We start from the raw sequence: 26,895 nt of genomic DNA, 5'->3' as shown, positions 1-26,895 counted from the left end.
CGACCGCCGGTCCTCAGCCGGCACACGAGGAGAGCAGCACGACATGATCCCCACACCTCACCGACGCCGGTCCCTGACCGTCGCCGCGGCGGCCGCCGCGACGGGCCTCCTGCTCAGCGCGTGCGCGGGCGGCGGCTCCGGCGCGTCCGACGGCGACGGGTCGCCCAGCCCGTCCGGCGAGCCCGTGGCGGGCGGCGACCTGACGTTCGCCCTCACGGTCGACTCGCACTGCATCGACCCGCAGCAGGTCGGCAACAACGACGCCATCGCGGCGGCCCGCCAGACCGTCGCGTCGCTCACGGCGCAGGACCCGGAGTCGGGCGAGATCCTGCCGTGGCTCGCGGAGAGCTGGGAGGTGAACGACGACGCGTCGAGCTACACGTTCCACCTGCGCGACGACGCGACGTACGCCGACGGCACGCCGATCGACGCCGAGTCGGTGAAGACGAACTTCGACGCGATCGTCGCGCTCGGTGCGACGGCGTCGCTCGGGTCGCAGTACCTCGTCGGCTACGAGGGCACGACCGTCACCGACCCGCAGACCCTCACGGTGGACTTCGCGGAGCCGAGCGCGCAGTTCCTCCAGGCCACCTCGACGTTCTCGCTCGGCCTCCTCGCCCCGTCCTCGGCCGACCTGAGCGTCGAGGACCGCTGCGCCGGCAAGTTCGTCGGCTCCGGCCCGTTCTCCGTGAAGTCGTACACGCAGGACCAGGAGATCGTGCTCCAGAAGGTCGCGGGCTACGCGTGGGGCTCGGAGGCGAGCGACCACCAGGGCGAGGCCTACCTCGACACGGTGACGTTCAAGGTCATCCCCGAGGCGAGCGTGCGCAGCGGCAGCCTGCAGTCCGGGCAGATCGACGCCACGGCCGCGATCTCGACCGTCGACCTCCCGCAGTTCGACGGGAACGGGTTCTGGCTCGAGTACCGCGCCAACCCGGGCGTCGTGTTCAACCTCTTCCCCAACGAGTCGAGCCCGCTCGCGGGCGACGAGGCCGTGCGGACGGCGATCCTCCAGGGCATCGACCGCGAGCAGATCGCGGACACCGTGCTCAGCGCCCAGGATGAGCCGGCCACGAGCGTCCTGTCGCACTCGACCCCGCACTACGAGAGCGTCGCGGACGAGCTCGCCTACGACCCCGAGGGCGCGAAGAAGATCCTCGACGACGCGGGCTGGGTCGAGGGCGCCGACGGCGTGCGGGAGAAGGACGGCCAGAAGCTCTCCACGACCGTGACGTTCTGGCAGGTGCCGGAGCCGCTCGAGCTGGTCCAGCAGCAGCTCGCACAGATCGGCGTGGACCTCCAGCTCCAGCACGTGACCGTCGCCGAGTCGCAGGCGATCAAGGAGAGCGGCGACTTCGACTTCGACTACTACAACCTCACGCGCTCCGACCCGGACGTGCTGCGCACGATCTTCTCGGCGAACGCGCGCAACATCAACCAGCGCGACGCGGAGGAGGTCGACGACCTGCTCGACGCGTCGGCCGCGGCGACCGACCCGGCCGAGCGCCAGGAGCTCGTCACGGAGGCGTCGCGCCTGCTCGTGCAGAAGGGCCACGCGATCCCGGTCTACGAGCTCTCGACGACCATCGCGGCCGCCGACACGGTCCACGGCCTGACGTTCGAGGCGTCGTCGCGCCTCGACTTCTACGACGCCTGGGTCACCCAGGGCTGACCCGCCGGGCCCGCCTGCCCGACGCCGCGGCGTCGGGCAGGCGGGCATCCCCCACGGAAGGAGGCCGACCATGGGCCGGTACGTCCTGCGTCGCGCCGGGCAGGGCCTGTTCGTGCTCTGGGCGGCGTTCACCATCTCGTTCTTCGTCCTCTACCTGCTCCCCAGCGACCCGGCCGCGCTCATGGCGAGCGGCGGCGGCGAGGCGGACCAGGTGGACCCCGCGCTGCTCGACGCCCTGCGCGCCCAGTACGGCCTCGACCGGCCCGTGCTCGTGCAGTACGCCGACGCGCTGTGGCACGCGCTGCGGCTCGACTTCGGGACGTCGTACGCGTCCGGGGCGCCCGCGACGCAGCTCGTGCTCCAGGCGCTCCCGGAGACGCTCCGGCTCACGGCCGCGGCGCTCGTCCTCGCCGTCGTGGCGGGCGCCGGCATCGCGATCGCGAGCACGTTCCCGCGCGCGGCCTGGCTGCGCCATGCGCTCGCGTCGCTGCCGCCGCTCGGCGTCGCCCTGCCGCCGTTCTGGCTGGGTCTCCTCCTGCTGCAGTGGTTCTCCTTCCAGCTCCCGGTGTTCCCCGCGATCGGCAACGAGGGCGCGATCAGCCTCGTGCTGCCGGCGATCACGCTCGCCGTCCCGGCGAGCGCCGCGCTCGCCCAGGTGCTCGCCCGGAGCCTGCGCGGGACGCTCGGCGAGCCGTACGTGGAGACGGCGCGCGCCAAGGGCGCGAGCCGGGCGCGCGTGCACTTCGGCCACGCGCTGCGCAACGCCGCGATCCCCGCGCTGACCGTGCTGGGGGTCGTCGTGGGCGGGCTGCTCGGGGGCACGGTCGTCACCGAGACCGTGTTCTCGCGCGCGGGCCTGGGACGACTCACGGTCACGTCGGTGGACGCGCAGGACATCCCCGTGGTGCAGGCGGTCGTCGTCCTCTCGGCGCTCGTGTTCGTGGTCGTCACGCTCGTGGTCGACCTGCTCTACCCCCTGCTCGACCCCCGGATCGACGCACGACAGAAGGCGGTGGCCGCATGAGCACCAGGCCGGGAGTGCGCATCGTGCTCCGGGACGAGGCCCGGGTCGCGGACCGTGCCGCGGTGGCGGACGCGCCGCCGTCGGGCGCGCTCGCCCCCGACGCCCCGCCCGCCGACGCGCCCGAGGGACGCACGCCCGCGGAGATCGAGGTCGAGGACCGCGAGGACGCGCGCGCGATCCTCCGGCACGGCCACGTGCGGACCCGGGGCACGGCGGGCCGGTGGCGGCGCGGGGCGCGGTACGCCGTGCGGCGGCCCGGGCTGGTCGTCGCCGTGCTCGTCGTCCTGCTCGTCACGGCGTGGGCGGTCGTCCCGCAGCTCTTCACGGCGTACGACCCGCTGACGGGCGTGCCCGCGGACCGGCTGCAGCCGCCGTCGGGCGCGCACCTGTTCGGCACCGACCACCTGGGGCGGGACGTGTACGCGCGCGTCGTCCACGGCGCGTCTGCCTCGCTCGGCGCGACCGTCATCGCGGTCGCGGTCGGGCTCGTCGCCGGGTCCCTGCTCGGCCTGCTCGCGGGGTTCGTGCGCGGGTGGGTGGACGACGTCGTCGGCCGGTTCGTCGACGTGCTGCTCGCGATCCCCAGCATCCTGCTCTCGCTCGCGATCATCACGGCGCTCGGGTTCGGGACGGTCAAGGTCGCGATCGCCGTCGGCATCACGAGCGTCGCGACGTTCGCGCGCGTCATGCGGGCCGAGGTCCTGCGGACCTCGACGTCGGTGTACGTCGAGGCGGCCCGCGCGTCGGGGGTGCGCTGGTACGGCGTGCTCGGGCGCCACGTGCTGCCCAACTCGACGGGACCGGTGCTCGCGCTCGTCGCGCTCGAGCTCGGCACGGCCGTGCTCGCCATCTCGGCCCTGAGCTTCCTCGGCTACGGGACGCCGCCGCCCGCGCCGGAGTGGGGCTCGCTCGTCTCGGGCGGGCGCGACTACCTGGCCACCGCGTGGTGGCTCACGACCATGCCGGGCCTCGTGATCGTCGCCGTCGTGCTGTCGGCGAACCGCATCGCGCGGGCCCTGGAACGGACCGGAGGGGACGCATGACCGCCACGACGCCGACCACCCAGGAGCGTCCCGGCCCGACGTCGGGCGAGGCGCCCGCGCTCGAGATCCGCGGTCTGGAGGTCGCCTACCGCACGCGCGACGGCGGCTCGTACGCCGCCGTCCGCGGCGTCGACCTCACGGTCGGGGCGGGCGAGGTCGTCGCGCTGGTGGGCGAGTCCGGGTCGGGCAAGAGCACGACGGCGCACGCGGCCCTGCACCTGCTCGCGCGCGGGGGCGAGGTGACGGCAGGGACCATCCGCCTCGGTGGGCGCGACGTCGGACGGCTCTCCGAGAAGGAGTGGCAGCAGGTGCGGGGCCGCGACGTCGGGCTCGTGCCGCAGGACCCGACGGTGTCGCTCAACCCCGTCACGCGCGTGGGCGACCAGGTCGCGGAGGTGCTCGTCATCCACGGGCTCGCGCGGCGCAAGGAGGCGCGCGAGCGCGCGGTCGAGCTGCTGCGCCAGGCCGGGATCGACGACCCGGAGGCCCGCGCGCGGCAGTACCCGTCGCAGCTCTCCGGCGGGATGCGCCAGCGCGTGCTCATCGCGATCGCCGTCGCGGCCCGGCCGCGCCTCGTCGTCGCGGACGAGCCCACGAGCGCGCTCGACGTGACGGTCCAGCGCCGCATCCTCGACCACCTCGACGGACTCGTGCGCGACCTCGGCACCGCCGTCCTGCTCATCACGCACGACCTCGGCGTCGCGGCGGACCGCGCCGACCGGATCGTCGTCCTCGAGCAGGGGGTCGTCGTCGAGGAGGGCACCGCCGAGCAGGTGCTGCACGGCCCGCGCCACCCGTACACCCAGCAGCTCATCGCGGCGGCGCCGAGCCTCGCGAGCTCGCGTCTCGTCGCGGGCGGCACCCCGGAGGCGGTGCCGGGCGACGGCGTCGTCCCGGGCGCCGAGGCGAGCCGCGCCGCGGTCGCGAGCCGCGCCGTCGGTCAGGGGATCGCGGTGCCCGACGGCGCCGGTCAGGACACCGCGAGCGCGCCCGTCCTCGCGGTGCGGGACCTGCGCAAGGAGTTCACGCTGCCGCGCGGGTCGGCGCACCGGACGCTCGTCGCGGTGGACGGCGTGAGCCTCGCGGTCGGGTGCGGCGAGACGTACGCGCTCGTGGGGGAGTCCGGGTCGGGCAAGAGCACGACGGCGCGCCTCGCCCTGCGCCTCGAGCGGCCCACCGCGGGTGCGGTCGAGTTCGCGGGCGAGGACATCACGACCGCGCGCGGCGAGCGGCTGCGGTCGCTGCGCCGCGGCTTCCAGGTGGTCTACCAGTCCCCGTACGCGTCACTCGACCCGCGGTTCACCGTCGAGCAGATCGTCACCGAGCCGCTCCGGGCGTACCGGGTCGGGTCGCCGTCCGAGCGTGCCGACCGGGCGCGTGCGCTCGTCGAGGACGTCGCGCTCCCGCCCGACGTGCTCCGGCGGGGACCGCGCGAGCTCTCGGGCGGGCAGCGCCAGCGCGTCGCCATCGCGCGGGCGCTCGCGCTGAACCCGGCGCTCGTCGTGCTCGACGAGCCCGTCTCGGCGCTCGACGCGTCCGTGCAGGCGCAGATCCTCGAGCTGCTCGTGCGGCTGCAGGCCGAGCACGGGCTCGCGTACCTGTTCATCTCGCACGACCTCGCGGTCGTGCGGCAGGTGTCCGACCACGTCGGCGTCATGCACCGCGGGCGCGTCGTCGAGCAGGGCGCGGCCGAGCAGATCCTGCTCGACCCGCAGGAGGAGTACACGCGCGAGCTCGTCGCGGCCATCCCCGGCCGCCGCGCGCTCCAGGGGCGCACCGCGACGTAGAACGGCACGTCGCGAGGTAGCACACGACGTGCTCTACCTCGCGACGTGCCGTTCTACGCCGTGGGGCGGGCCTGATCAGGCCTCGCGGTTCTCCGAGGAGAGGAACCAGGCCTGCTTCTCCAGGTCCGCGATGATCTCGTGCAGGATGTCGGCGCTCGTCGGGTCCTCGGCGTCGACGTCGTCGTGCACGGCACGGACGACCTCGACCGTCTGCGCGATGCGCTCGACGACCGCGTCGACGGTGTCGCCGACCGACACGAGGCCGGCCGGGTACGGCGAGAGGTCCGTCGTCGTCGCGACGGTCTCGGTGCGGCCGTCGGGCACGACCTGGAGCGCGCGCATGCGCTCGGCGACGGTGTCGCTGTGCTCGCGCGCGGCGTCCACGACGTCGTCGAGCTGGAGGTGCAGGTCGCGGAACCCGCGGCCCGTGACGTTCCAGTGGGCCTGCTTGCCCTGGACGTGCAGGTCGACGAGCGCGACGAGCACGCGCTGCAGGTGGGCGCGGAGCTTCTCCGACGCCTCGAAGCGGGCCGTCGTGCGGTGGATGGTGGGTGCGGACATGGTGCTCCTCGCTCTCTCGGGGGTCGCCCGGAATCGTGCGGCGGTCACCCGGCTTCCGTCGGTGCCGTTCACTTGAACGATTCCAGACTAGGTGGCATTCCACGCGCCCGCCAGCAAGGAGAGGCGTGCCTGACCTGCGGCGGGGCTCGTCACGCGCCGAGCCGCAGCGTGGCGCGTCACGTCCTCTCGCCAGGTGGGAGGACGGCGTCCGCCCTTGCCCCGGGCGGCGCACGGTGGTCCGCTGGGGCCATGACCGACACCTCCCGGACCCCCGCCCCCGGCACCCTCCCGTCGCGCACGCTCGGCACCGGCGGGGCGGCGCTCGCCGTCTCCGCCGTCGGGTTCGGCGGCATGTCCGTCACCGACGCCTACGGCCCCGCGGACGCCGCGGAGGCCGAGGCCGTGCTGCGCCGCGCGCTCGAGCTCGGCGTGACCCTCTTCGACACGGCCGACGTCTACGGCCACGGCCGCAACGAGGAGCTGTTCGGCCGGGTCCTCGGGCCGCACCGGGACGAGATCGTCCTCGCGTCGAAGTTCGGGCTCCCGCCCGCGGGCGGCCACGCCGACGGGCGTCCGGTCGACGGCCGCCCCGAGTACGTCCGTGCCGCGGTCGACGCGAGCCTGCGCCGCCTCGGCACCGACCGCCTCGACCTGTACTACCTGCACCGTGTCGACCCCCAGGTGCCGATCGAGGACACGGTCGGCGCGCTCGCGGGTCTCGTGGAGGCCGGGAAGGTCCGCGGCATCGGCCTCTCGGAGCCGTCCGCCGCGACCGTGCGCCGCGCGCACGCCGTGCACCCCGTGACGGCCGTGCAGAGCGAGTACTCGCTGTGGACGCGCGACCCGGAGGACGAGGTGCTGCCGACGCTGCGCGAGCTCGGGGTCGGCTTCGTGCCCTTCTCGCCGCTCGGCCGGGGCATCCTCACTGGGACCGTGGACGCCACCGACGGCTTCGCGGCGGACGACGTGCGCCGCGCCCACGCCCGGTACGCCGGCGAGGCGTTCGAGCACAACCGCGGTCTCGTGCGCTCCCTGGAGCAGCTCGCCGCGGAGCGCGGCGTCACGACGGCGCAGCTCGCGCTCGCGTGGCTCCTCGCGCAGGGCGACGACGTCGTCCCGATCCCGGGGACGAAGCGCGTCGCGTACCTGGAGCAGAACGTCGCGGCGGCCACGGTCGGGCTCACGCCGGACGACGTCGCGACGATCGGCGCGGCGATCCCGCGCGCCGCCGTCCAGGGCGTGCGGCACCCGCAGCCGGACCTCCTCGACGGCTGACCCGCCGCGCGGGCGGCGGCGAGGACAAGGGGCCGCCCACCCTGCCTCGCGGGGTTGGGGAGACCTAGACTGGAGAGGTCCTGTGGGTCTCCCCGCGCAGAGGTCGGCTCCGATGTCGTGGCTGCTCATGATCTGGTGCGCGACGGCGTGCACCGCCGCCGCCGCGTGGTGGGTGCTGCGCCGCGCCGGGCGACCTCCGAGCCACCGGGCGGGCGGTCGCCGTCGTGCCGCGGCGGCACCGGACCCGCTCACGACGCTCGCGCTGCAGGTGCGGCTCACCGCGCTCGCCGCGGAGCTCCGGCGCATCGAGGCCGACCCGGACGTCTACGCGCGCGCCCACCACTACCTCGCGGTCCAGGGCGCCTACGACGCGCTGCTGCGCGAGGCCTGCCGGCTCACGGGGCTCCCGGTCGCGGACGCACCCCTGCGCGCGGACTTCCGTACCGGCGACGACGAGCGGTTCCGCGAGGAGCTCGAGCTCAGCGCGCGCGGCTGGAGCTGGTGACGGACCACCCGTGAGGGGCGGCACGGGACGGACGAGGGGCCCGACGGCGGGACGACCGCCGTCGGGCCCCTCGCCCGTCCGCCGCTCAGAGCGCGGAGTGGTCGCCGATCCGGTGGTAGGTGCGGTCGTGGTAGACGAGCGGCGACGCCGCCGACCCGCGCGGCGCCCCGGGCGCGGCGCCGACGCTCGACCCGAGCGCGCGCAGCGAGACGAGATAGGAGTCGCCCACCGGCGTGCGCTGGACGACCCGCCCGCGCACCCACGACAGCGCGCCGTCGATCACGGGCTCGCCCGTCGGCAGGCGCGACCAGCCGCCGTCCGCGAACCGGTCGATGGCGCTCGTCGCGAACCGGGCCGAGACATCGTCCTGGTGGTCGGCGAGGAAGCTCACGGTCAGCGTGCGCGCCGTCGAGACCGCGGGCCACGACGACGACGTGGACGCGAGCGAGAACGCGAGCAGCGGGGGCGCGGCCGAGACGGAGATGACCGACGTCGCGGTGAAGCCGACGAGGCGGTCGTCGTGCTCGAGCGCGACGACGGCGACGCCCGCGGGGTGGCCGCGGAACACGGCCTTGTACTCGTCGGGGGAGAGCTGGGGCTCGTCCTGCTCGGCCAGGAGGGCCTCCAGGTGGGTGAGCTCGGCGGTCATCGGGCCACTCCCGCGAACGCGTCCGCGACGGCCTCGTCGGTGCGGGCCGCCGGGAGGTTCCCCGCCGGGGGGAGCGGTGCCGCGGCGCGGCGCAGGGCGTCGCCCTCGCGCGCGAGCCACGCGTCCACGACCGGTCCCAGGTCCGCGAGCTGCGGCTCGGTGACCGTGAGCGACCGGGTCGGGACGACGGCGCCGAGCTCGACGAGCACGGGCCGCAGGTGCACCTCCCCGACGAGCGCGTGCGCCGGGCTCCCGGACACGACGAGCGGGACCACGACGACGCCCGCGAGCCCGTCGGGGCCGTAGAGGTCGAGGAAGGCCTTGAGCAGCCCGGTGTACGACGCCTTGTAGACCGGGGTCGCCACGACGGCGACCGTCGCCCGGGCGAGCTGCGCGCGGGCGGCGTCGGCCGCGGGGTGGTCGGCGGCGAGCACCTCGCCGGCGAGCGGCGCCAGGTCGACCGTGGCGACGTCGGCCGTGCCGAGAAGGTCGGCGACGCGGCGCGCGATCGTCTCGGCGGCGCCGAGCGTGCGCGAGCCGGGCCGCGGGTTGCCCGAGACGGCGAGCACCGTCGGGTGGGTGGGGTGGTGGGTCATGTGCACCTCGCAGTAGTCGTCGATCACGCTTGCCGTGCGGGCCGTCCTCGCCGGTGGCGGGGCAGGCCGGGCCCGGCCTGGTCATCTCCCGGAGCACCCCGCCGTGACAGGGGGTTGCCGGCCAGCGAGCCGGGGCTTGGCGCTGGCGCTCGTGACCTGGGGACGGGTATAGCAACCGCCCCGAGAAACTGCACCGGATCGGTAGGGTTTCTCAGTGGGTGGACGGATGTGTCGTCGCCGGTGCCCCTCGTGCCGCCCGGTGCCGCCTCGTGCGGGCCGACTCGGCCCCGCGGCCGCCCGTGCCGGTGCGCGCGGAGTGAGACGGTGTGACGGGAGCTTCTGGCACAGGCGTACCGTCAGCAGGAGTTCCGCCCGCGTCAGACGAGGAGTACCCATGGACAGCCGACTGCAGTCCGTCTACGACGAGGTCCTGCGTCGCAACCCCGGCGAGGCCGAGTTCCACCAGGCCGTGCGCGAGGTCTTCGACTCGCTCGGCCCCGTGCTGCGCAAGCACCCGCGCTACGTCGAGGCCGCCGTCCTCGAGCGCGTGTGCGAGCCGGAGCGCCAGATCATCTTCCGGGTCCCGTGGGTGGACGACACCGGGCGCGTGCAGATCAACCGCGGCTTCCGCGTCGAGTTCAACTCGGCGCTCGGCCCGTACAAGGGTGGCCTGCGGTTCCACCCGTCGGTCTACCTCGGCATCGTGAAGTTCCTCGGCTTCGAGCAGATCTTCAAGAACTCGCTCACGGGCATGCCCATCGGCGGCGGCAAGGGCGGCTCCGACTTCGACCCGCGCGGGCGGTCCGACGGCGAGGTCATGCGGTTCTGCCAGTCGTTCATGACCGAGCTCTACCGGCACATCGGCGAGAACACGGACGTCCCCGCGGGCGACATCGGCGTGGGCGGCCGCGAGATCGGCTACCTCTTCGGGCAGTACAAGCGCATCACCAACCGGTACGAGTCCGGCGTCCTCACGGGCAAGGGCATCTCGTGGGGCGGCTCGCTCGTCCGCACGGAGGCCACGGGTTACGGCACGGTCCTCTTCGCGCAGAACATGCTGGAGACGCGCGGGCAGGAGCTCGACGGGCGCCGCGTCGTCGTCTCGGGCTCGGGCAACGTCGCGATCTACGCGACGGCCAAGGCACAGCAGCTCGGCGCGAACGTGGTCGCCTTCTCCGACTCGTCGGGCTACGTCGTCGACGAGGCCGGGGTCGACCTCGAGCTCCTGCGCCAGATCAAGGAGGTCGAGCGCGGGCGCGTCGCCGACTACGCCGCGCGCCGGCCCGGTGCCCGCGTCGTCACCGACGGGTCCATCTGGGACGTGCCGTGCGACGTCGCGCTCCCGTGCGCGACGCAGAACGAGCTCGACGAGGCGGCGGCCAAGCAGCTCGTCGCGAACGGCGTCGTCGCGGTCGCCGAGGGCGCGAACATGCCGACGACGCCGAGCGCCGTCGCGCTGCTCCAGGAGGCGGGCGTCCTCTTCGCACCGGGCAAGGCCGCCAACGCGGGCGGCGTCGCGACGTCGGCCCTCGAGATGCAGCAGAACGCGTCGCGCGACGCGTGGTCCTTCGAGTACACGGAGGACCGTCTCGCGCAGATCATGGCGGGCATCCACGACCGCTGCGTCGAGACGGCCGACGAGTACGGCACCCCCGGCAACTACGTGCTCGGCGCCAACATCGCGGGCTTCACCAAGGTCGCCGACGCGATCCTCGCGCTCGGCGTCATCTGACCCGAGCCGCACGACGACGGCCGCGGGTGCCCCGCGCAGAGCGGTGGCACCGGCGGCCGTCGTGCGCCCGCGAAAAGCCCTCCGGCCGAGAAGGGTCGGGCGACTAGGGTGGCCGGATGGCGACGGTCAGGCAGGTCCAGGTCACGTTCGACTGCGCGCAGCCACGGCGTGTCGCCCGGTTCTGGTGCGAGGTGCTGGGCTACGTCCCGGTGTCGCCCCCGGAGGGCTTCGCCACCTGGGACGACGCCGAGGCCGCGCTCCCGGCCGCGGAGCGGGACGCCTGGTCCGCGTGCAGCGACCCGACGGGGGCCGGGCCGCGCCTGTACTTCCAGCTCGTCCCCGAGGGCAAGGTCGTCAAGAACCGCGTGCACCTCGACGTGCGCGTCGGCACCGGACTGGTGGGGGCGGAGCGCCTCGCCGCGCTCGAGGCCGAGCGCGACCGGCTCGTGGCGCTCGGCGCGACGTGCGTGCGCGTGCTGGTCGCGGACGAGGAGAACGAGTCCTGCATCGTCATGCAGGACGTCGAGGGCAACGAGTTCTGCCTGGACTGAACCGCCGGCCCGACCCGCCGGCCCGACCCGCGGGGCCGGTACGCGGGACCGATCCGCGAGCCGGCCCCGGCGGGGTGCCGCGGGTGCGCTACGCGACGGTCGTGCGGACCGTGACGGGGATGTTGCCCCGGGTCGCGAGCGAGTACGGGCAGACGGCGTGCGCGGCCTCCGCGAGCTCCTCGGCGAGGTCCTGGGTGACGCCGCCCCCGAGCTCGACGTGCAGCGTCGCGCCGAGCGAGAAGCCGCCGTCGCCGTTCGGGACGAGGTCGACCTCGGCGACGACGGCCGAGTCCGTCACGGGGACCTTGCGCTGCGCCGCGACCATCTTCAGCGCCGAGTGGAAGCACGACGACCACCCGGCCGCGAACAGCTGCTCCGGGTTGGTCCCACCACCGAGTCCGCCCATCGCGCGCGGGACGGCGAGCGTGACGTCGAGCTGGCCGTCGTCGGACACGGCGCGACCTCCGGCGCGGCCGTCTCCGGTCGCTGTGGCCACGGCGGTGTAGAGGGTGTCAGCCATCGAGGTGCCTTTCGAGAGTCGTGATGCGACGTATAGTTACTAGTACGTCTACATCGAAGAACCTAGACTGGCGGCCGACCGCGCGCAAGGGGCGGAGAGAAGGAGGGGGCCATGGTCGACGACTCGCCGACGTCCGGGGCGACGGGCCGGGGCACCGCGGCGGACACGCGCCGCCGCATCCTCGAGGCTGCCTCGGCGCTCTTCTACGCCCAGGGCATCCGGGCGACGAGCGCCGACCGCATCATCGAGCAGGTCGGCATCACCAAGGTCACGTTCTACCGCCACTTCCGGACGAAGTCCGACCTCGTCGTCGCGTACCTCGAGCAGCAGGCCGCGCGCGACCGCGCCGTCGTCGACGAGGCGCTGCGCGACACCGAGCCGCTCGACGCGCTGAGCGCCCTCGCGGGCGCCATCGGCGCCGTGAGCTGCGTGCCGGGCTTCCGCGGCTGCCCGTTCATCAACGCCGCGGCGGAGACGCCCGACCCGCAGGATCCGGTGCGCGTCGTCGTGGACCGCCACCGGCGCTGGACGCGGGACGTGTTCGCGCGGCTCGCGGCGGCGGTCGGCGTCGCGGACGCCGACGCGACCGCGGCGCAGCTCATGATGCTGCGCGACGGCGCGATGGTCGCGGGGTACCTCGGCGACCCGGACGAGGTGGCCGCGACCCTGCGGTCCGCGTGCCTCGCCGCCGTCGCGGCGGGACGGCCGACGTCGGCCTGAGCCCCGCGCCCGACGCGCTGCCCGGAGTCGTCTACCCTGGCCGACGGCCGCCGTCGTGCGGGTCGTGCGACGCGACGGCCGCCGGACCGGACGACGGGAGAGCGCCATGACGACCACCCACCTCGAGGGCACCGCGGCCCGCGACGTGGCCCTCGAGCTCGCTGTCCAGGACCCCGACGGCGTCCGCGTGGCCGCAGCCGTGCATGCCCGCCGGGTCGAGCTGTGCGTCGGTCTCGGCGCGACGGGCGGCCTCACGCCCAGCGCCGGCCTCGTCGAGGCCGCGGTCGCCGCGGCGGCGGAGGCCGGAGGCCCCGGTCCGCGCGTCGAGGTGCACGTGCTCGTCCGGCCGCGCCCGGGCGGCTTCGTCCTCACGCCCACCGACCTCGACGTCCAGGTGCGCGACGTCCGGGCCGCGGTGGCGGCCGGGGCGAGCGGCGTCGTCGTGGGTGCGCTCACCCCGGACGGACTGGTCGACGTCGCCGCGGTCCGCACCCTCGTGGAGGCGGCGGACGGGCGCGAGGTCACGTTCCACCGCGCGGTCGACGTCGTGGCCGACCCGCTCGCGGCGCTCGACGCGCTCGCGGGGGCCGGGGTCGTGCGCGTGCTCACCTCGGGCGGGGCGTCGCGCAGCATCGACGGCGTCGATCGGCTGCGCGCCATGGCGACCCACGCGCGCGACGCGCTCGGTGGGCGTCTCCAGGTCATGGCGGGTGGGGGAGTGCGGCCGCAGGACGTCGGGGCCCTCGTGGTCGCCGGCGTGGACGCCGTGCACCTCTCGGCCAAGTGCGTGGTGGCGGACGACGCCGGGCCGGGAGGCGGCGGCGACGCCGGCTACGAGGTCACCGACCCCGAGGTCGCCCGGGCCGCGCGCGCCGCGCTGGACGCCGCGCGCTGACGCCGTCGCTGACCTGCCGCAGGCGCTGCCGCTGACCTGCCGTAGAAGCCGCCGGCGACCTGCCGCTGATCCGCCGGAGACGCTGCCGGCGACCTGCCGCTGACCGCCGTCGCCCCTGTCCCCAGGCCGTGCTCGCCGCGTCGGCGGTCGCGCCGGGACCGGCCGACGCACTGCTCCCGCACCGCCCTGACCTCGCGCGGCACCTCGGCCGGGCCCCGCACCGCGGGGTCCGGCCGGACTCGTCCTCGGGCGGTTCTGGCATCGAGGTCTCAGTTAGGTAACTTTCCTGTCGTATTCGTAGGAGGGCTGGTGGCTATTAGTTAGTGTTCCTGCCACACGCCTGCGGGCGCCGAAGAACGACGTGAGGACGCGTCGTCCCTGCGAAAGGACCGAAGATGATTCGAAGCACGGCGCGCAAGCGTCTGCTCACGGCGGCGGCACTCGTCACGGGCGTCTCGCTGCTCGCGAGCGCCTGCACCGGCGGGGGCAACGGCGAGGGGGAGGGCGACGGCGGCGAGGCCCGCGTCCTCAACGTCTGGGCCGGGACCCAGACGCCCATGGTCGCGAACTTCAACCCGTACGCGCCCAACCCGCTGCACGTGACGAACGGCGGCATCTACGAGCCGCTGTTCTTCTACAACCGCGCCGAGGCCGGCGACCCGACGCCCCGCCTGGGCGAGTCCTACGAGTGGAGCGAGGACGGCACCGAGCTGACCGTCAAGATCCGCGAGGGCGTGAAGTGGTCGGACGGCGAGGACTTCACGGTCGAGGACGTCATCTTCTCGTACACGAACGACGCGGCGAAGCGCGACTACCTGAACACGATCGACAAGGTCGACGAGTCGACCGTCAAGTTCACGTTCAACGGCGCGCAGTTCACGAGCGCCGTGCAGATCCTCGGCACCACGCTCATGGTCCCCGAGCACCTCTTCAAGGAGGTGCCGGACCTCATCACGTACACGAACGAGGAGCCCGTCGGCACCGGTCCGTTCACGCTCGACACCATCACCAACGCGACCTACACCGTCGTCCCGAACGAGGACTACTGGGGCGGCGAGCCGAAGCTCGAGAAGGTCCGCTTCCTCGCTCTCGACAAGAACCAGAGCGCCCAGGACCTCCTCGCCACGGGCAAGATCGACTGGACCACGATGTTCATCGCGGACCCGGAGACGGTCACCGGGGCGGGCCAGGTCTCGCTGCTCAACACCCCGCAGGACCCGACCACGATCATGTCGTGCTCGAACGCGGCGCTCGGCTGCGCGGGCCCGCAGACGGACCTCGCCGTCCGTCAGGCGGTCAACCTGCTCGTCGACCGCGGCGAGATCAACGAGAAGGCGTTCTCGGGCCACGCGGCCGTCGCCTCGCCGTCGCTCGCGCTCGTCGGTCGTGACGACCGCTGGATCTCCTCGGAGATCGAGAAGGAGAGCCCGCAGGAGGGCGACCCGGCCGAGGCCGCCAAGGTCCTCGAGGCGGCCGGCTACACCAAGGGTGCCGACGGCATCTTCGAGAAGGACGGCCAGAAGCTCTCGGTCGACCTCATCTCGGTCGACGGCTGGAGCGACCACAACGCGGCCGGTGACCTCATCGCCCAGCAGGCGCTCGAGGCGGGCGTGGAGATCAACCACGTGAAGATCACGCAGCAGGAGATGTCCGACGCCCGGACGAGCGGCAACTACCAGATGATGATCAGCGGCATCACGGGCACCTCGCTCGACGACCCGTTCGCCATCTACCGCCAGTGGCTCACGACCGAGTACACGACGCCGGTGGGCGAGACGATCGAGGCCGGCCGCTTCAACTTCCCGCGCTACTCGAACCCGCTCGTCGACGAGGCCGTGGCCACCGCCGCCGGCACCAACGACGAGGACGCGAAGAAGGCCGCGTACGCCACGGTGCAGAAGGAGATCGCCCGCGACCTCCCCTACATCGCCCTCGTCGTGAACCCGACCATGTCGTTCGTCAACACGAAGAACTACACCGGCTGGCCGTCCGAGGACGACATGTACGCCTTCCCGCCGTCGTGGGCCACGATCAGCAACGGCGTGATCCTCTCCCAGCTCGAGCCCGCGAGCTGATGTCGCACTGCCGAAGAGGAGCTCGGGTGAACGAGGAGGCAGTCGCATGAGGTACTACGCACGGCGGATCACGTTCTACGTGGTCACCTTCTGGGCCGCCGTCTCGCTCAACTTCCTCCTGCCGCGGGCGATCCCCGGAGACCCCAAGCAGATCTACCTCGACACCATGCTCCGGAAGAACGGCGAGCTGACCCCTGGTCTCATCCAGAGCGTCGACGTCCTCTTCGGCAGTGACGACGCCACCCTGTGGGAGCAGTACCTCACGTACTGGAAGAACATCTTCACGGGTGACCTCGGTACGTCGGTCCTGTACTTCCCGGCACCCGTCAGCCAGCTGCTCGGCGAGGCCCTCCCCTGGACGGTGGGCCTCGTCGGGCTGGCGACGATCATCGCGTTCCTCCTCGGCGTCGGCCTCGGCGCGTGGGTCGGCTGGAAGCGCGGTACCTGGGTCGACCACATCATCCCGGCGTCGACGTTCCTCCAGGCCGTGCCGTACTTCTGGCTCGCCCTGGTCCTCATCTCGATCTTCTCGGTGTCGCTCGGCTGGTTCCCCATCGTGGGCGCGTACGACATCTTCGAGTTCGACAGCGGTCCCGAGTGGTCGTGGGACTTCGTGGGCAGCGTGATCTACCACGGCACCCTCCCGGCGGTGACGATCATCCTGTCGGCGATGGGCGGCTGGCTCCTCGGGATGCGCAACATGATGGTCTCGACCATCGCCGAGGACTACGTCACGACGGCCGAGGCCAAGGGCCTGCGCCCGTTCCGGGTCGCGCTGACGTACGCGACGCGGAACGCGGTCCTGCCGTCGGTCACGGGCTTCGGCATCGCACTCGGCTTCGTCGTCGCCGGGTCGGTGGTCATGGAGCAGGCCTTCAGCTACCCCGGCATCGGCAAGCTGCTCTTCACCGCGGTCCAGGCGAAGGACTACGCGCTCATGCAGGGCGCGTTCCTCGTGATCACCGTCGTGGTGCTCGCGGCGAACTTCCTCATGGACCTGATCAACGGCATCATCGACCCGAGGACGCGGAACAATGGCTGACCCCACCCGTGACGCCGAGACCGTGACGCCCGCGGCCGACGCCGCTCCTGCCGCCTCCGTGGTGGTGGACGGCCTCCCGCCCGAGAACCGGACCGCCGGCATCGTGCCGGACGTGCCCATCGCCCCGCCGGAGGCCGTCGTCGCGGGCGAGCCCGTCCCGGAGAGCACCGCGCCGAAGCGCGGCCTGCGGGCCATGCTCCCGCGCCGCTCGGGCAAGCTCGTCGTCGGGCTCGTGCTGACGCTCGGGATCGTGCTCTTCTCCGTCGTGACGCCGCTGTTCAGCCAGAGCCCGCGGGCGACGTCGAACCCGGCGTACCTGCCGCCGAGCACCGAGCACCTGCTCGGCACGAACAACATCGGCGTCGACATCTTCGCCCAGGTCGCGCACGGCGGCCTCGGCTCGCTGACGGTCGGCCTCCTCGCGGGCGTGATCGCGATGGTCCTCTCGCTCCTGTTCGGCATCCTCGCCGGCTACGTCGGGGGCTGGACCAACGAGATCCTGTCCTTCGTCACGAACATCATGCTCGTGATCCCCGGGCTCCCCCTGATCATCGTGATCTCGGCCTACCTGGAGTCCCGCTCGCTCTTCCTCGTCGCGCTGATCCTCGGCATCACCGGCTGGGCGGGCGCGGCGATCGTGCTGCGGGCCCAGGCCAAGTCGCTGCGGAGCCGCGACTACGTCTATGCGGCCAAGGTCGCGGGCGAGAAGGCGCCGCGCATCATCCTGGTCGAGATCCTGCCGAACCTGCTGCCGCTCCTCACCGCGAACTTCCTGGGCGCGGTGCTCCTCGCGATCCTCAGCGAGGCCGGCCTCTCGTACCTCGGCCTCGGGCCGTCGGGGTCGGTCACCTGGGGCACGATCCTCAACGAGGCCAGCACGCAGAACGCCATGGCCTACGGACGCTGGTGGTGGTTCGTGCCGCCGGGCCTCCTCATCGCGCTGTTCGGGTGCGGGCTCGCCCTCATCAACTTCAGCATCGACGAGATCATCAACCCGCGGCTGCGGACGGCGCCCGCCGCGGTCAAGAACGTCCGGCTCGCCCGCAAGCAGCGCGCGAAGCGTGCGGTGGTGACCACGTCCACCGCCGTCCCTTCCGCCCCGGCAGCCCCGGCGAGCACCCCGGCCCGCGACGACGAGAAGGTCCAGTCATGAGCACACCGACCCTCACCGCGAAGGCCGCGGGCGACTTCGGGGCCCCGCCCGGCGCGATCCCGGTGCTCACGGCACGGAACGTCTCGATCGAGTACCGCGTGAACCCGGTCGTGCAGGCCGTCAAGGACGTGTCCCTGACCCTGCACCGGGGTGAGATCCTCGGCCTCGCGGGCGAGTCCGGCTGCGGCAAGACGACGCTCGCGTACGGGCTCAACCAGCTCCTCAAGCCGCCCGCGCTGCGCACGAGCGGGGAGATCGTCCTCCACGACAAGGACGGCGGGGACATCGACGTCGCCGCCCTGTCGGGCGACTCGCTGCGGGCGTTCCGCTGGGACAAGGTCTCCATGGTCTTCCAGGGAGCGATGAACTCCCTCAACCCCGTGATCAGCATCAAGGCCCAGCTGTTCGACGTCTTCGCGACCCACCGCCCGGGGATGTCCACCAAGGACAAGCTCGCGCGCAGCCGGGAGCTGCTGGAGCTCGTCGGGGTCGACCCGAACCGGCTCGACAGCTACGCGCACGAGCTCTCCGGCGGCATGCGCCAGCGCGTCATGATCGCGATGGCCCTGGCGCTCCAGCCGCAGGTCATGATCATGGACGAGCCGACGACGGCGCTCGACGTCGTCGTCCAGCGCGGCATCCTGCGCGAGATCATGCGGCTGCGCGAGCAGTTCGACTTCGCCGTCGTGTTCATCACGCACGACCTGCCGCTCCTGCTGGAGATCAGCGACCGGATCGCGGTCATGCTCCGCGGCGAGATCGTCGAGCTCAACACGGCCGAGGAGATCTACCGCGCGCCCGCGCACGAGTACACGCGCCGGCTGCTCGGGTCGTTCCCGAGCCTCACGGGCGACCGTGGCGGGTTCGTCCGGTCCGGCGAGGACACCGCTGACAGCACGGGAGGGGTGGCCTGATGGGCACGCTCGAGATCCGGAACCTCACCAAGGACTTCGTCGTCCGCAACGGCTGGAAGCGGTCGCGGCTGCGCGCCGTGAACGACGTGTCGTTCACGCTCGAGCCGGGCAAGACGATCGCCATCGTCGGTGAGTCGGGCTCCGGGAAGTCGACCGTCGCGCGCATGATCGCGAAGCTCGAGACGCCGTCGTCCGGCGACATCCTGCTCGACGGCGTCCCGTCCGCCCGGCGCGGCCGCGCCCTGTCCGCGTACCGGCACGACGTCCAGATGGTGTTCCAGGACCCGTTCGCGTCGCTCAACCCGTTCCACTCGATCCGCCACCACCTGGAGCGGCCGCTGCGGATCCACGGGCTCGCGAAGACGGAAGCCGAGCTCGACGCGGCCGTCGACGAGCTCCTCACGCGCGTCAACCTCACGCCCCCGGCGACGTTCGCGGAGAAGCGTCCGCACGAGATGTCGGGCGGCCAGCGCCAGCGCGTCGCGATCGCCCGCGCGCTCGCGCCCGGCTCGCGGTTCCTCGTCGCGGACGAGCCCGTGTCGATGCTCGACGTGTCGATCCGGCTCGGGGTGCTCAACCTGCTCGCACGCCTGCAGCGCGAGGAGAACCTCGGTGTCCTCTACATCACGCACGACCTCGCGACGGCCCGGCACTTCAGCGACGAGATCCTCGTGATGTTCCGCGGGAACGTCGTCGAGCGCGGGCCGTCGGACCAGGTCATCCTCGACCCGCAGCACGAGTACACGAAGCTGCTCCTCGGGGCGGCGCCGGAGCCGCAGAACCATGGCCGCCTCCGCGAGGAGGTGCGCCGCGAGCTCGCGGCGGCCGCGGCGGGCGAGGGCGACGCCGTCGCCCGCGACCGCTTCGGTACGCGCGGCATGTGAGACGGGCGTCGCCCGTCCCCTCACCGTCCGGGCAGCGGGGGTTGCCCGGCGGCACGCGTCGGTGGTGACGCGTGCGCGTCGCGCGGGCCAGGTCAGTCGGACGCCCTGGCCCGCGCGCTCGCCCCGTGCGTCGTCGACCGTCCCGCCACGCGGGACGGCCCCGGCGACGGGTGGGTAGGGTCGGGCTCGTGCCCGCCCGTCACCTGCGCCTCGCGCGACCCGAACCCTCCGCCCCGAGCCCGACCGATCTGGTCACCGACGCGCTCGCTGCGCTGCGCCGCGAGATGGAGGTGCCGGAGAGCTTCCCGGACGCTGTGCTCGCCGAGGCCGAGGAGGTCGTGCGCGAGGACCGCGCGGTGCCCGGTCCGGGGCGCGTCGACCTGCGCGACGTCCCGTTCCTCACGATCGACCCGCCGGGCTCGATGGACCTCGACCAGGCGCTGCACCTCGAGCGGGCCGGAGGAGCGCCGGACGACCCGGCGGGCGCCGCGTTCGTCGTGCACTACGCGATCGCCGACGTCGGCGCGTTCGTCGTGCCGGGCGGTGCGATCGACGCCGAGGTCCACGAGCGCGGCACGACCCTCTACGCGCCCGACGGCCGGACCCCGCTGCACCCGGCCGTGCTGTCCGAGGGCGCGGCGAGCCTCCTGCCGGGCGAGGACCGCCCGGCCGCGGCGTGGCGCGTGGTGCTCGACACGCGGGGCGAGATCCTCGATGCGACGGTGCGGCGCGCCGTCGTGCGGTCGACGCAGCGCCTCACCTACGACGAGGCGCAGGCCCGGATCGATGCTCGTCCCGCCGGGGACGACACCGGCGACTCGCTCCTGCTGCTCCGCGAGGTGGGCGAGCTGCGGCTCGCGCGCGAGCGCGAGCGCGGCGGCGTCTCGCTCGAGGTGCCCGAGCAGGAGATCGTCACGCGCGACGACGGCTCGTTCGACCTCGAGTTCCGCTCGACCCTCCCGGCGGAGGCGTGGAACGCCCAGGTGTCGCTGCTCACGGGCATCGCAGCGGCACGGCTCATGCGCGCGGGAGGCGTCGGCGTCTTCCGCGCGCTGCCCGAGGCCGACCCGCGGGACCTCGCGCGCCTGCGCCGCACGGCCCGCGCGCTCGGCATCGACTGGCCGCGCGAGACGCCGTACGCCGACCTCGTCCCCACGCTCGACTCGCGCATCCCGCGCCACGCCGCGTTCCTCAACGAGGCCACGTCGTTGTTCCGGGGGGCGTCGTACGAGGCGTTCGGCGGCACGGGCCAGGAGCCCGGCGTGCCCGACGACGCCGCGCACGCCGCGATCGGCGCGGAGTATGCGCACGTCACCGCGCCCCTGCGCCGGCTCGTGGACCGCTACGGCACCGAGGTGTGCCTCGCGCTGTGCGCGGGGGAGGACCTGCCGGGGTGGGTGCTCGACGCCCTGCCCGGCCTGCCGCGCACCATGGCCCGCACGGGCCAGCGCGCGAGCGCGTACGAGCGCGCGATCGTCGACGTCGTCGAGGCCGCGCTGCTCAGCGGGCGCGCGGGCGAGGAGTTCGCCGGCGTCGTGGTCGACGTCGAGGACGACCGCGAGCGCGAACGCCGCCTCGAGCGCGACGGCGGGGACGGCGCGGACGGGACGCGGCGCGGCCAGGTGGTCCTCGCCGACCCCGCGGTGCGCGCCCCTGTCGAGGGTGCGGACCTCCCGCTCGGCGACCCGGTCCGCGCCACGCTGCGCGAGGCGTCGGTCCCCGAGCGCCGTGTCCGGTTCACCGTCGGCTGAGGCCGCACCACCCGGCCTAGGCTGGTCCCCGTGCCTGCCCGACGCCGTACCGACCCCGCCGTCGGCCGCCTCGCCCTGGCGACGTGGCGCGACGACCCCACCGACCGCCGTGCCGTGACGACCGCGGTGCGGTTCACGCTCGAGGAGCTCGCCGACGTCGCGCCCGGGCACGCGGTCGAGGTGCGCGTGCCGCCCGCGGGCGCGGTCCAGGCGGTCGAGGGCCCGCGGCACACGCGGGGGACGCCGCCGAACGTCGTCGAGACGGACCCGCAGACGTGGCTGGGCCTCGTGACGGGGGCCGTTGCCTGGGCCGACGCCGTCGCGGACGGGCGGGTCCGCGCGTCGGGCGAGCGCTCCGACATCTCGTTCCTGCTGCCGCTCCAGGCGGCCCGGCCCCGCTGAGCCTTCCGGGGCCGACCTCGGCGCCCCTTCGCGGGCGGGGGCGTGTTACCGGTGGGTAACGTTCTCGGCGTCAGGTCTGGCGGAGCGCCGGACGGAGGACTAGCGTCCCAGGATGACCGGCCGCCGTCCGCGCGGGCGCTCGCGGCACGACGACGTGCGCTGGCGTTCTCGTGGCGGTGACACGGCAGCAACCGCCCGTTCATCCAGGTGGGGTGCGATGTCCCGCGGAGGCAGGGCGTCGTGCCGTCCGAGGCTCGTCCCCGACCCCCGGGAACGCGCGAGCTGCTGCCCGGCCGTCCGCACGAGATGAAGGAGTCAGCGTGACCGACCACCAGCACCTGCGGCGACGGAGGGTGGTGGCGGGCACGTTGACCGTGGCCCTCGCCGTGCCGTTCTCCGTCGCGGCGGCCACCGCCGCGAGCGCGGCGCCCGACGGGTCGGGCCTCGTCATCAACGAGGCCTACCTCAGCGGCGGCAGCGCCAACGCCCCGTACACCCACAAGTTCGTCGAGCTGTACAACCCCACGCAGGCGTCGATCGACCTCTCCGGGATGTCGCTGCAGTACCGCTCGGCGACGAGCACGGGCGCCTTCACGGGCGTGACCGCGCTGACCGGCTCGGTCGCCCCCGGGGGCTACTACCTGGTGCAGGGCGGTTCGAACGGCTCGAACGGCGCCGCGCTGCCCACGCCCGACGCGACGGGCGGTCTCAACCCGTCGGGCACGACGGGCACCCTCGCGCTCGTGCGGTCGACCTCCCCGGTGGCGCTGCCGGCGGGGAACGCCGCGGGCGCCGCCAACGTCGTCGACCTGATCGGGTACGGCACCTCGAACACGTTCGAGACGGCCGTGGGCCCCGCGCCGTCGGCCAACAACGTGCCGGCCTCGATCAACCGGACCGGGTACGCCGACACGGACGACAACAGCAAGGACCTCACGCTCTCCAGCACCGTGACGCCGCAGAACAGCGGCGACGACGGCGGCGGTCCGGGTCCCGAGCCGGGCGAGGTCGTCCCGATCGCGGAGATCCAGGGCACGGGGGCGGCGAGCCCGCTCGTCGGGCAGACGGTCACCACGCGTGGTGTCGTCACCGCGACGTACCCCACGGGCGGCTACGACGGCTTCTACCTCCAGACCGAGGGCACGGGTGGCGACCTCGACGCGTCGCACACGGCGTCGGACGCGATCTTCGTCTACTCGAAGGCCGGCGCGGCCGCGGTGGAGGTCGGCGACCACGTCGAGGTGACCGGCGCGGTCTCCGAGTACTTCACGCTCACCCAGATCACGCCCGCGGCGGGCGGCTGGACCGTCCTCGACGAGGCGGCGCAGGACGTCAAGCCCGCGAACGTCGCGTTCCCGGCGACCGACGCCGAGCGCGAGGTCCTCGAGGGCATGCTCGTGCAGCCGGCGGGCGACTACGTCGTCGCCGACAACTACGACACGAACTACTACGGGTCGTTCGTGCTCGCGGCAGGGACGGACCCGTTCCTCCAGCCGACGACGGCCGGGCGGCCCGGCAGCGCGGAGGCGGGGGCCGCCGTCGCGGACCGCGCCGCGCGTGCCGTGGTGCTCGACGACGGCGCCACGACGAACTTCAACAACACCGCGAACAAGGGCGTCCCGCTCCCGTACCTCACGGGCGGGGCACCGGCACGCGTGGGCGCGGCCGTGTCGTTCACGACGCCGGTCATCCTCGACTACCGGTTCGACGCCTGGACGTTCCAGCCGCGCACGCAGCTCACCGCGGGCGACGGCGGCAACGCCGCCACGGTGCAGCCGGTCACGTTCGAGAACACGCGGGAGGACGCGCCGGCCGAGGTCGGGGGCGACCTCTCCGTCGCGACGTTCAACGTGCTCAACTACTTCACGACCACGGGTGACCAGGTCGCGGGCTGCCAGTTCTACACGGACCGCGCCGGGAACCCGATCACGGTCCGCACGGGCTGCGACGCGCGCGGCGCGGCGGACGCCGCGAACCTTGAGCGGCAGCAGACGAAGATCGTCGCGGCGATCGACGCCCTCGACGCGGACGTCGTCGCGCTCATGGAGATCGAGAACTCCGAGCCGTTCGGCAAGGACCGCGACCAGGCGCTGTCGGACCTCGTGGACGCGCTCAACGCGGCCGCGGGCGCCGAGGAGTGGGCGTTCGTCCCGTCGCCGGCCGCCGTGCCGACGGACGAGGACGTCATCCGCCTCGCGTACATCTACCAGGTGGCCGAGGCCGAGCCGGTCGGCGACTCCGTGATCCTGCTCGACGACCCGGCGTTCTCGAACGCGCGCGAGCCGCTCGCCCAGGTCTTCCAGCCCGCGGGCGGGATCAGCGAGGGCGACGACGCGGCGAGCGACGACGTGCTCGTCGTGGCGAACCACCTCAAGTCGAAGGGCGGCAACGACACCGCGCCCGCCGACCAGAAGGACACGGGCGACGGCCAGGGCGCGTACAACAAGGCGCGCGTGGGCCAGGCGACGGCGCTCGTCGCCTTCGCCGAGGACGTCGCGGCCGACGCCGGGACGGACAAGGTCCTGCTCGCGGGCGACTTCAACTCCTACGAGCAGGAGGACCCGCTGCAGGTGCTCAAGGACGCCGGCTACACCGACCTCGGTGCGTCGACGGGCGAGCACACCTACCTGTTCGACGGGTACGTCGGGTCGCTCGACCACGTGTTCGCGTCGTCGGCCGCGGCGGAGGCCGTCACCGGCACCGACGTGTGGAACATCAACTCGGTCGAGCCGATCGCCAACGAGTACAGCCGGTACAACTACAACGCGTCGATCCTCTACGACACGACGCCGTTCCGGTCGTCCGACCACGACCCCGTCCTCGTGGGCCTCCAGCTCGGCGCCGCCGAGCCCGGCACCACGCAGCTCGACCTGCTGGCGATCAACGACTTCCACGGTCGCATCGACGCCAACACGGTGAAGTTTGCGGGCACGATCGAGCAGCTGCGCGCGGCGAACCCGGACGGGACGGCCTTCGTCTCGGCGGGCGACAACATCGGCGCCTCGCTGTTCGCGTCGGCGCTCCAGGAGGACCAGCCGACGATCGACGTGCTGAACGCGCTCGACGTCGCGGCGTCCGCGGTGGGCAACCACGAGTTCGACCAGGGCATGGACGACCTCACGGGTCGTGTCACCGACGAGGCGGACTGGGCCTACCTGGGCGCGAACGTCTACGACAAGGGCACGACGAACCCGGCGCTGCCGGAGTACCAGGTCGTCGAGATCGACGGCCTCGACGTCGGCTTCGTGGGCGTCGTCACGGAGGAGACCCCGACGCTCGTCACGCCGTCGGGCATCGCGGACGTCGACTTCGGCGACCCCGTCGAGGCGCTCAACCGCGTCACCGCCCAGCTCCAGGACGGCGACCCGGCGAACGGCGAGGCGGACGTCGTCGTGGGGCTCGTCCACGAGGGCGCGTCCGCGGGCACGCCCGACGGCGCGACGCTCGAGGAGGAGGTCGCCGCCGGCGGCGCCTTCGCGGACATCGTCACCGAGACCGACGCGCGCGTCGCGGCGATCTTCACGGGCCACACCCACAAGCAGTACGCGTGGGACGCGCCCGTCCCGGGCGCCCCGGGCAAGACCCGCCCGATCGTCCAGACCGGCAACTACGGCGAGTTCATCGGGCACGTGTCGCTCACCGTGGACACCGCGACCCACGAGGTCACGGCGTACACGGCGCAGAACGTCGCCCGCACGACGGCGGACGACGCGACCCTGGTCGCGACGTACCCGCGCGTCGCGGAGGTCAAGACGATCGTCGACGCGGCGCTCCAGCAGGCCGAGGTCATCGGCGCGACCCCGATCGGCGAGGTCACCGCGGACATCACGACGGCGTTCTCCGGCGGCTCGTACACCGGCCCCGGCGGGACGTACGTGGGCTCCGGCCCGCTGCCGACCACGGGTCGTGACGACCGCGCCTCGGAGTCGACGCTGGGCAACCTCGTCGCGGACTCGCTGCTCGCCACGCTCGCCGACCCGGCGCGCGGCGGTGCGGACATCGGCGTCGTCAACCCGGGCGGTCTGCGCAACGAGCTCTTCCACAACGGCGACGGCGTCATCACCTACGCCGAGGCCAACGCGGTGCTGCCGTTCGTCAACAACCTGTGGACCGTGACCCTCACGGGTGAGCAGGTCGTCGAGATGCTCGAGCAGCAGTGGCAGACGAACCCGGACGGCACGCGCCCCTCGCGTCCGTACCTCGCCCTGGGGCTCTCGGACAACGTGTCGTGGACGGCGGCCACCGCCGACCCGCTCGCGGCGCCGGGGAGCAACGTCTCGTCCGTGACGATCAACGGCGAGCCGATCGACCCCGCGGGCGAGTACCGCGTGGCGACGTTCTCCTTCCTCGCGACGGGTGGTGACAACTTCCGCGTGTTCACGGACGGCACCGACCCGCGCGACTCCGGTCTGGTCGACCGGGACGCGTGGATCGCGTACCTGCAGCAGAGCTCGCCGGTCTCGCCGTCGTTCGACCGCTCCCGCGTGGTCGTCGACGAGCTCCCCGGCACCGTGACGGCGGGCTCCGACGTGAGCGTGGGCCTCTCGGGCCTCGACCTCACCTCGCTCGGGTCGCCGGCGAACACGTCGGTGGACGGGTACCTCGTCGCGGCGGACGCCACGTTCGACCCGGCGAACCCGGGCACTCCGGCGGGCACCGCGACGGTGACGGGCGGGGCCGCGACGCTGACGGCGACGGTCCCGGCCGACGCCGCGGCGGGCGAGTACGACCTGTGGGTCGTCGCGTCGCCGAGCGGCACGACGGCGCGCATCCCGGTCACGGTCGAGGCCGCGGCCCCGACGGTGGAGCTCGTGAACCTCGAGGCCACCGCGCGCTGCACCGGCAAGTTCGTCCACGTCGCGGTCCGCGCCACCAACGGCGAGGACGTGCCGGTCGAGGTCGTCCTCCAGACGCCCTACGGCTCCAAGCGGTTCCCGAACCTCCAGCCGGGCAAGAACGCCTACCAGTCGTTCAACACCCGGGCCACGTCGGTCGAGGGCGGCACGGTCACCGTGACCGCGACGCTCGACGGCGTGACGCAGGAGTACGAGATCCCCTTCGAGGGGCAGACCTGCGGCTGACGCCTGCCTGACGCCGTGCGGCGCCGCCGACGAGGCGACGCCACGTCCCGCGACCCGGGTCCC

The 26,895-nt window shown here is 73.5% G+C and carries 22 protein-coding genes and 1 riboswitch; of the genes, 18 read left to right on the top strand and 4 right to left on the bottom strand.

The window, feature by feature from the left end; translation table 11 throughout:
- Positions 1-43: 43 nt before the first annotated feature.
- The 4 genes from ABIE39_RS00785 to ABIE39_RS00770 all read left to right on the top strand — a co-directional run bounded on the left by ABIE39_RS00785 (position 44) and on the right by ABIE39_RS00770 (position 5,526).
- Positions 44-1,672, top strand: coding sequence for an ABC transporter substrate-binding protein (locus tag ABIE39_RS00785; protein ID WP_354049977.1), 1,629 nt, complete (start codon positions 44-46; stop codon positions 1,670-1,672).
- A 70-nt stretch (positions 1,673-1,742) separates the two neighbouring features.
- Positions 1,743-2,696 (top strand): ABC transporter permease, encoded by a 954-nt coding sequence (locus tag ABIE39_RS00780; RefSeq protein WP_257416376.1) that lies wholly within the window; start codon positions 1,743-1,745, stop codon positions 2,694-2,696.
- Positions 2,693-3,739, top strand: a complete 1,047-nt coding sequence (locus ABIE39_RS00775) for an ABC transporter permease (protein ID WP_354049976.1) — start codon at positions 2,693-2,695, stop codon at positions 3,737-3,739. Before ABIE39_RS00780 ends, ABIE39_RS00775 begins: the two co-directional genes overlap by 4 nt.
- Positions 3,736-5,526: a dipeptide ABC transporter ATP-binding protein gene (locus ABIE39_RS00770; protein WP_354049974.1), complete on the top strand. Its 1,791-nt coding sequence runs from the start codon at positions 3,736-3,738 to the stop codon at positions 5,524-5,526. The genes ABIE39_RS00775 and ABIE39_RS00770 overlap by 4 nt, the downstream gene beginning before the upstream one ends.
- A 75-nt stretch (positions 5,527-5,601) precedes the next feature.
- Here the strand turns inward: ABIE39_RS00770 and ABIE39_RS00765 are convergent, their stop codons facing one another.
- Complete coding sequence (locus ABIE39_RS00765) at positions 5,602-6,087, bottom strand: Dps family protein (RefSeq protein ID WP_051028364.1); 486 nt, start codon at positions 6,085-6,087, stop codon at positions 5,602-5,604.
- A gap of 249 nt (positions 6,088-6,336) precedes the next feature.
- On the opposite strand from ABIE39_RS00765, the gene ABIE39_RS00760 reads away from it, so the two are divergent.
- Together ABIE39_RS00760 and ABIE39_RS00755 are read left to right on the top strand one after the other, a co-directional pair.
- A complete protein-coding gene (locus ABIE39_RS00760; RefSeq protein ID WP_354049972.1) occupies positions 6,337-7,362 on the top strand; it encodes an aldo/keto reductase in 1,026 nt (341 codons plus the stop codon).
- Between the two features lie 112 nt (positions 7,363-7,474).
- The gene (locus ABIE39_RS00755) at positions 7,475-7,867 is read left to right on the top strand and encodes a hypothetical protein (protein WP_354049970.1); all 393 of its coding nucleotides are present in this window, start codon (positions 7,475-7,477) and stop codon (positions 7,865-7,867) included.
- Positions 7,868-7,952: 85 nt separating this feature from the next.
- Here ABIE39_RS00755 and ABIE39_RS00750 read toward each other — a convergent pair whose 3' ends face one another.
- Positions 7,953-8,516 carry a flavin reductase gene (locus ABIE39_RS00750; protein WP_175007545.1) on the bottom strand — a complete coding sequence of 188 codons (564 nt, stop codon included), beginning with the start codon at positions 8,514-8,516 and terminating at the stop codon, positions 7,953-7,955.
- Positions 8,513-9,112, bottom strand: a complete 600-nt coding sequence (locus tag ABIE39_RS00745; RefSeq protein WP_354049969.1) for an NADPH-dependent FMN reductase — start codon at positions 9,110-9,112, stop codon at positions 8,513-8,515. The genes ABIE39_RS00750 and ABIE39_RS00745 overlap by 4 nt, the downstream gene beginning before the upstream one ends.
- Positions 9,113-9,166: 54 nt before the next feature.
- Positions 9,167-9,269: riboswitch (SAM riboswitch) on the bottom strand.
- Positions 9,270-9,506: 237 nt separating this feature from the next.
- Here ABIE39_RS00745 and gdhA point away from each other — a divergent pair.
- Both gdhA and ABIE39_RS00735 read left to right on the top strand, forming a co-directional pair.
- Positions 9,507-10,844: an NADP-specific glutamate dehydrogenase gene (gene gdhA, locus ABIE39_RS00740; RefSeq protein ID WP_021482903.1), complete on the top strand. Its 1,338-nt coding sequence runs from the start codon at positions 9,507-9,509 to the stop codon at positions 10,842-10,844.
- A gap of 116 nt (positions 10,845-10,960) precedes the next feature.
- Positions 10,961-11,395 (top strand): VOC family protein, encoded by a 435-nt coding sequence (locus tag ABIE39_RS00735; RefSeq protein ID WP_209828268.1) that lies wholly within the window; start codon positions 10,961-10,963, stop codon positions 11,393-11,395.
- Positions 11,396-11,483: 88 nt separating this feature from the next.
- Here the strand turns inward: ABIE39_RS00735 and ABIE39_RS00730 are convergent, their stop codons facing one another.
- Positions 11,484-11,915 carry an organic hydroperoxide resistance protein gene (locus tag ABIE39_RS00730; protein WP_354049968.1) on the bottom strand — a complete coding sequence of 144 codons (432 nt, stop codon included), beginning with the start codon at positions 11,913-11,915 and terminating at the stop codon, positions 11,484-11,486.
- A gap of 111 nt (positions 11,916-12,026) precedes the next feature.
- On the opposite strand from ABIE39_RS00730, the gene ABIE39_RS00725 reads away from it, so the two are divergent.
- The 10 genes from ABIE39_RS00725 to ABIE39_RS00680 all read left to right on the top strand — a co-directional run bounded on the left by ABIE39_RS00725 (position 12,027) and on the right by ABIE39_RS00680 (position 26,832).
- Positions 12,027-12,635 carry a TetR/AcrR family transcriptional regulator gene (locus ABIE39_RS00725; protein ID WP_354049966.1) on the top strand — a complete coding sequence of 203 codons (609 nt, stop codon included), beginning with the start codon at positions 12,027-12,029 and terminating at the stop codon, positions 12,633-12,635.
- Between the two features lie 106 nt (positions 12,636-12,741).
- Positions 12,742-13,530, top strand: a complete 789-nt coding sequence (locus tag ABIE39_RS00720; protein WP_354049964.1) for a copper homeostasis protein CutC — start codon at positions 12,742-12,744, stop codon at positions 13,528-13,530.
- 395 nt (positions 13,531-13,925) lie between these two features.
- Positions 13,926-15,605, top strand: a complete 1,680-nt coding sequence (locus ABIE39_RS00715; protein ID WP_354049963.1) for an ABC transporter substrate-binding protein — start codon at positions 13,926-13,928, stop codon at positions 15,603-15,605.
- 46 nt (positions 15,606-15,651) lie between these two features.
- Entirely contained in the window at positions 15,652-16,647 is a 996-nt protein-coding gene (locus ABIE39_RS00710; protein ID WP_074805498.1) for an ABC transporter permease, read from the top strand.
- A complete protein-coding gene (locus ABIE39_RS00705) occupies positions 16,640-17,800 on the top strand; it encodes an ABC transporter permease subunit (RefSeq protein ID WP_175007551.1) in 1,161 nt (386 codons plus the stop codon). Before ABIE39_RS00710 ends, ABIE39_RS00705 begins: the two co-directional genes overlap by 8 nt.
- A complete protein-coding gene (locus ABIE39_RS00700) occupies positions 17,797-18,714 on the top strand; it encodes an ABC transporter ATP-binding protein (protein ID WP_354049960.1) in 918 nt (305 codons plus the stop codon). The genes ABIE39_RS00705 and ABIE39_RS00700 overlap by 4 nt, the downstream gene beginning before the upstream one ends.
- Complete coding sequence (locus ABIE39_RS00695) at positions 18,714-19,598, top strand: ATP-binding cassette domain-containing protein (RefSeq protein WP_175007553.1); 885 nt, start codon at positions 18,714-18,716, stop codon at positions 19,596-19,598. The genes ABIE39_RS00700 and ABIE39_RS00695 overlap by 1 nt, the downstream gene beginning before the upstream one ends.
- Before the next feature lie 188 nt (positions 19,599-19,786).
- Positions 19,787-21,349, top strand: a complete 1,563-nt coding sequence (locus ABIE39_RS00690; protein ID WP_354049958.1) for an RNB domain-containing ribonuclease — start codon at positions 19,787-19,789, stop codon at positions 21,347-21,349.
- Positions 21,350-21,379: 30 nt separating this feature from the next.
- Complete coding sequence (locus ABIE39_RS00685) at positions 21,380-21,751, top strand: sterol carrier family protein (RefSeq protein ID WP_354049956.1); 372 nt, start codon at positions 21,380-21,382, stop codon at positions 21,749-21,751.
- Positions 21,752-22,071: 320 nt separating this feature from the next.
- Positions 22,072-26,832 (top strand): ExeM/NucH family extracellular endonuclease, encoded by a 4,761-nt coding sequence (locus tag ABIE39_RS00680; RefSeq protein WP_502914821.1) that lies wholly within the window; start codon positions 22,072-22,074, stop codon positions 26,830-26,832.
- The last annotated feature ends 63 nt before the right edge of the window (positions 26,833-26,895 follow it).

The organism is Cellulosimicrobium sp. 4261, assembly GCF_040546915.1.
Classification (GTDB): Bacteria; Actinomycetota; Actinomycetes; order Actinomycetales; family Cellulomonadaceae; genus Cellulosimicrobium; species Cellulosimicrobium cinnabarinum.
The sequence above is the reverse complement of the archived record's forward strand: the minus strand, read 5'-3'. Positions and strand labels throughout refer to the sequence as shown.

Bases quoted from the DNA above. Each gene is read 5' to 3' on its own strand.
- ABIE39_RS00785 (WP_354049977.1), top strand. From the start codon at position 44: ATGATCCCCACACCTCACCGACGCCGGTCCCTGACCGTCGCCGCGGCG.
- ABIE39_RS00780 (WP_257416376.1), top strand. From the start codon at position 1,743: ATGGGCCGGTACGTCCTGCGTCGCGCCGGGCAGGGCCTGTTCGTGCTC.
- ABIE39_RS00775 (WP_354049976.1), top strand. From the start codon at position 2,693: ATGAGCACCAGGCCGGGAGTGCGCATCGTGCTCCGGGACGAGGCCCGG.
- ABIE39_RS00770 (WP_354049974.1), top strand. From the start codon at position 3,736: ATGACCGCCACGACGCCGACCACCCAGGAGCGTCCCGGCCCGACGTCG.
- ABIE39_RS00765 (WP_051028364.1), bottom strand. From the start codon at position 6,087: ATGTCCGCACCCACCATCCACCGCACGACGGCCCGCTTCGAGGCGTCG.
- ABIE39_RS00760 (WP_354049972.1), top strand. From the start codon at position 6,337: ATGACCGACACCTCCCGGACCCCCGCCCCCGGCACCCTCCCGTCGCGC.
- ABIE39_RS00755 (WP_354049970.1), top strand. From the start codon at position 7,475: ATGTCGTGGCTGCTCATGATCTGGTGCGCGACGGCGTGCACCGCCGCC.
- ABIE39_RS00750 (WP_175007545.1), bottom strand. From the start codon at position 8,516: ATGACCGCCGAGCTCACCCACCTGGAGGCCCTCCTGGCCGAGCAGGAC.
- ABIE39_RS00745 (WP_354049969.1), bottom strand. From the start codon at position 9,112: ATGACCCACCACCCCACCCACCCGACGGTGCTCGCCGTCTCGGGCAAC.
- gdhA (WP_021482903.1), top strand. From the start codon at position 9,507: ATGGACAGCCGACTGCAGTCCGTCTACGACGAGGTCCTGCGTCGCAAC.
- ABIE39_RS00735 (WP_209828268.1), top strand. From the start codon at position 10,961: ATGGCGACGGTCAGGCAGGTCCAGGTCACGTTCGACTGCGCGCAGCCA.
- ABIE39_RS00730 (WP_354049968.1), bottom strand. From the start codon at position 11,915: ATGGCTGACACCCTCTACACCGCCGTGGCCACAGCGACCGGAGACGGC.
- ABIE39_RS00725 (WP_354049966.1), top strand. From the start codon at position 12,027: ATGGTCGACGACTCGCCGACGTCCGGGGCGACGGGCCGGGGCACCGCG.
- ABIE39_RS00720 (WP_354049964.1), top strand. From the start codon at position 12,742: ATGACGACCACCCACCTCGAGGGCACCGCGGCCCGCGACGTGGCCCTC.
- ABIE39_RS00715 (WP_354049963.1), top strand. From the start codon at position 13,926: ATGATTCGAAGCACGGCGCGCAAGCGTCTGCTCACGGCGGCGGCACTC.
- ABIE39_RS00710 (WP_074805498.1), top strand. From the start codon at position 15,652: ATGAGGTACTACGCACGGCGGATCACGTTCTACGTGGTCACCTTCTGG.
- ABIE39_RS00705 (WP_175007551.1), top strand. From the start codon at position 16,640: ATGGCTGACCCCACCCGTGACGCCGAGACCGTGACGCCCGCGGCCGAC.
- ABIE39_RS00700 (WP_354049960.1), top strand. From the start codon at position 17,797: ATGAGCACACCGACCCTCACCGCGAAGGCCGCGGGCGACTTCGGGGCC.
- ABIE39_RS00695 (WP_175007553.1), top strand. From the start codon at position 18,714: ATGGGCACGCTCGAGATCCGGAACCTCACCAAGGACTTCGTCGTCCGC.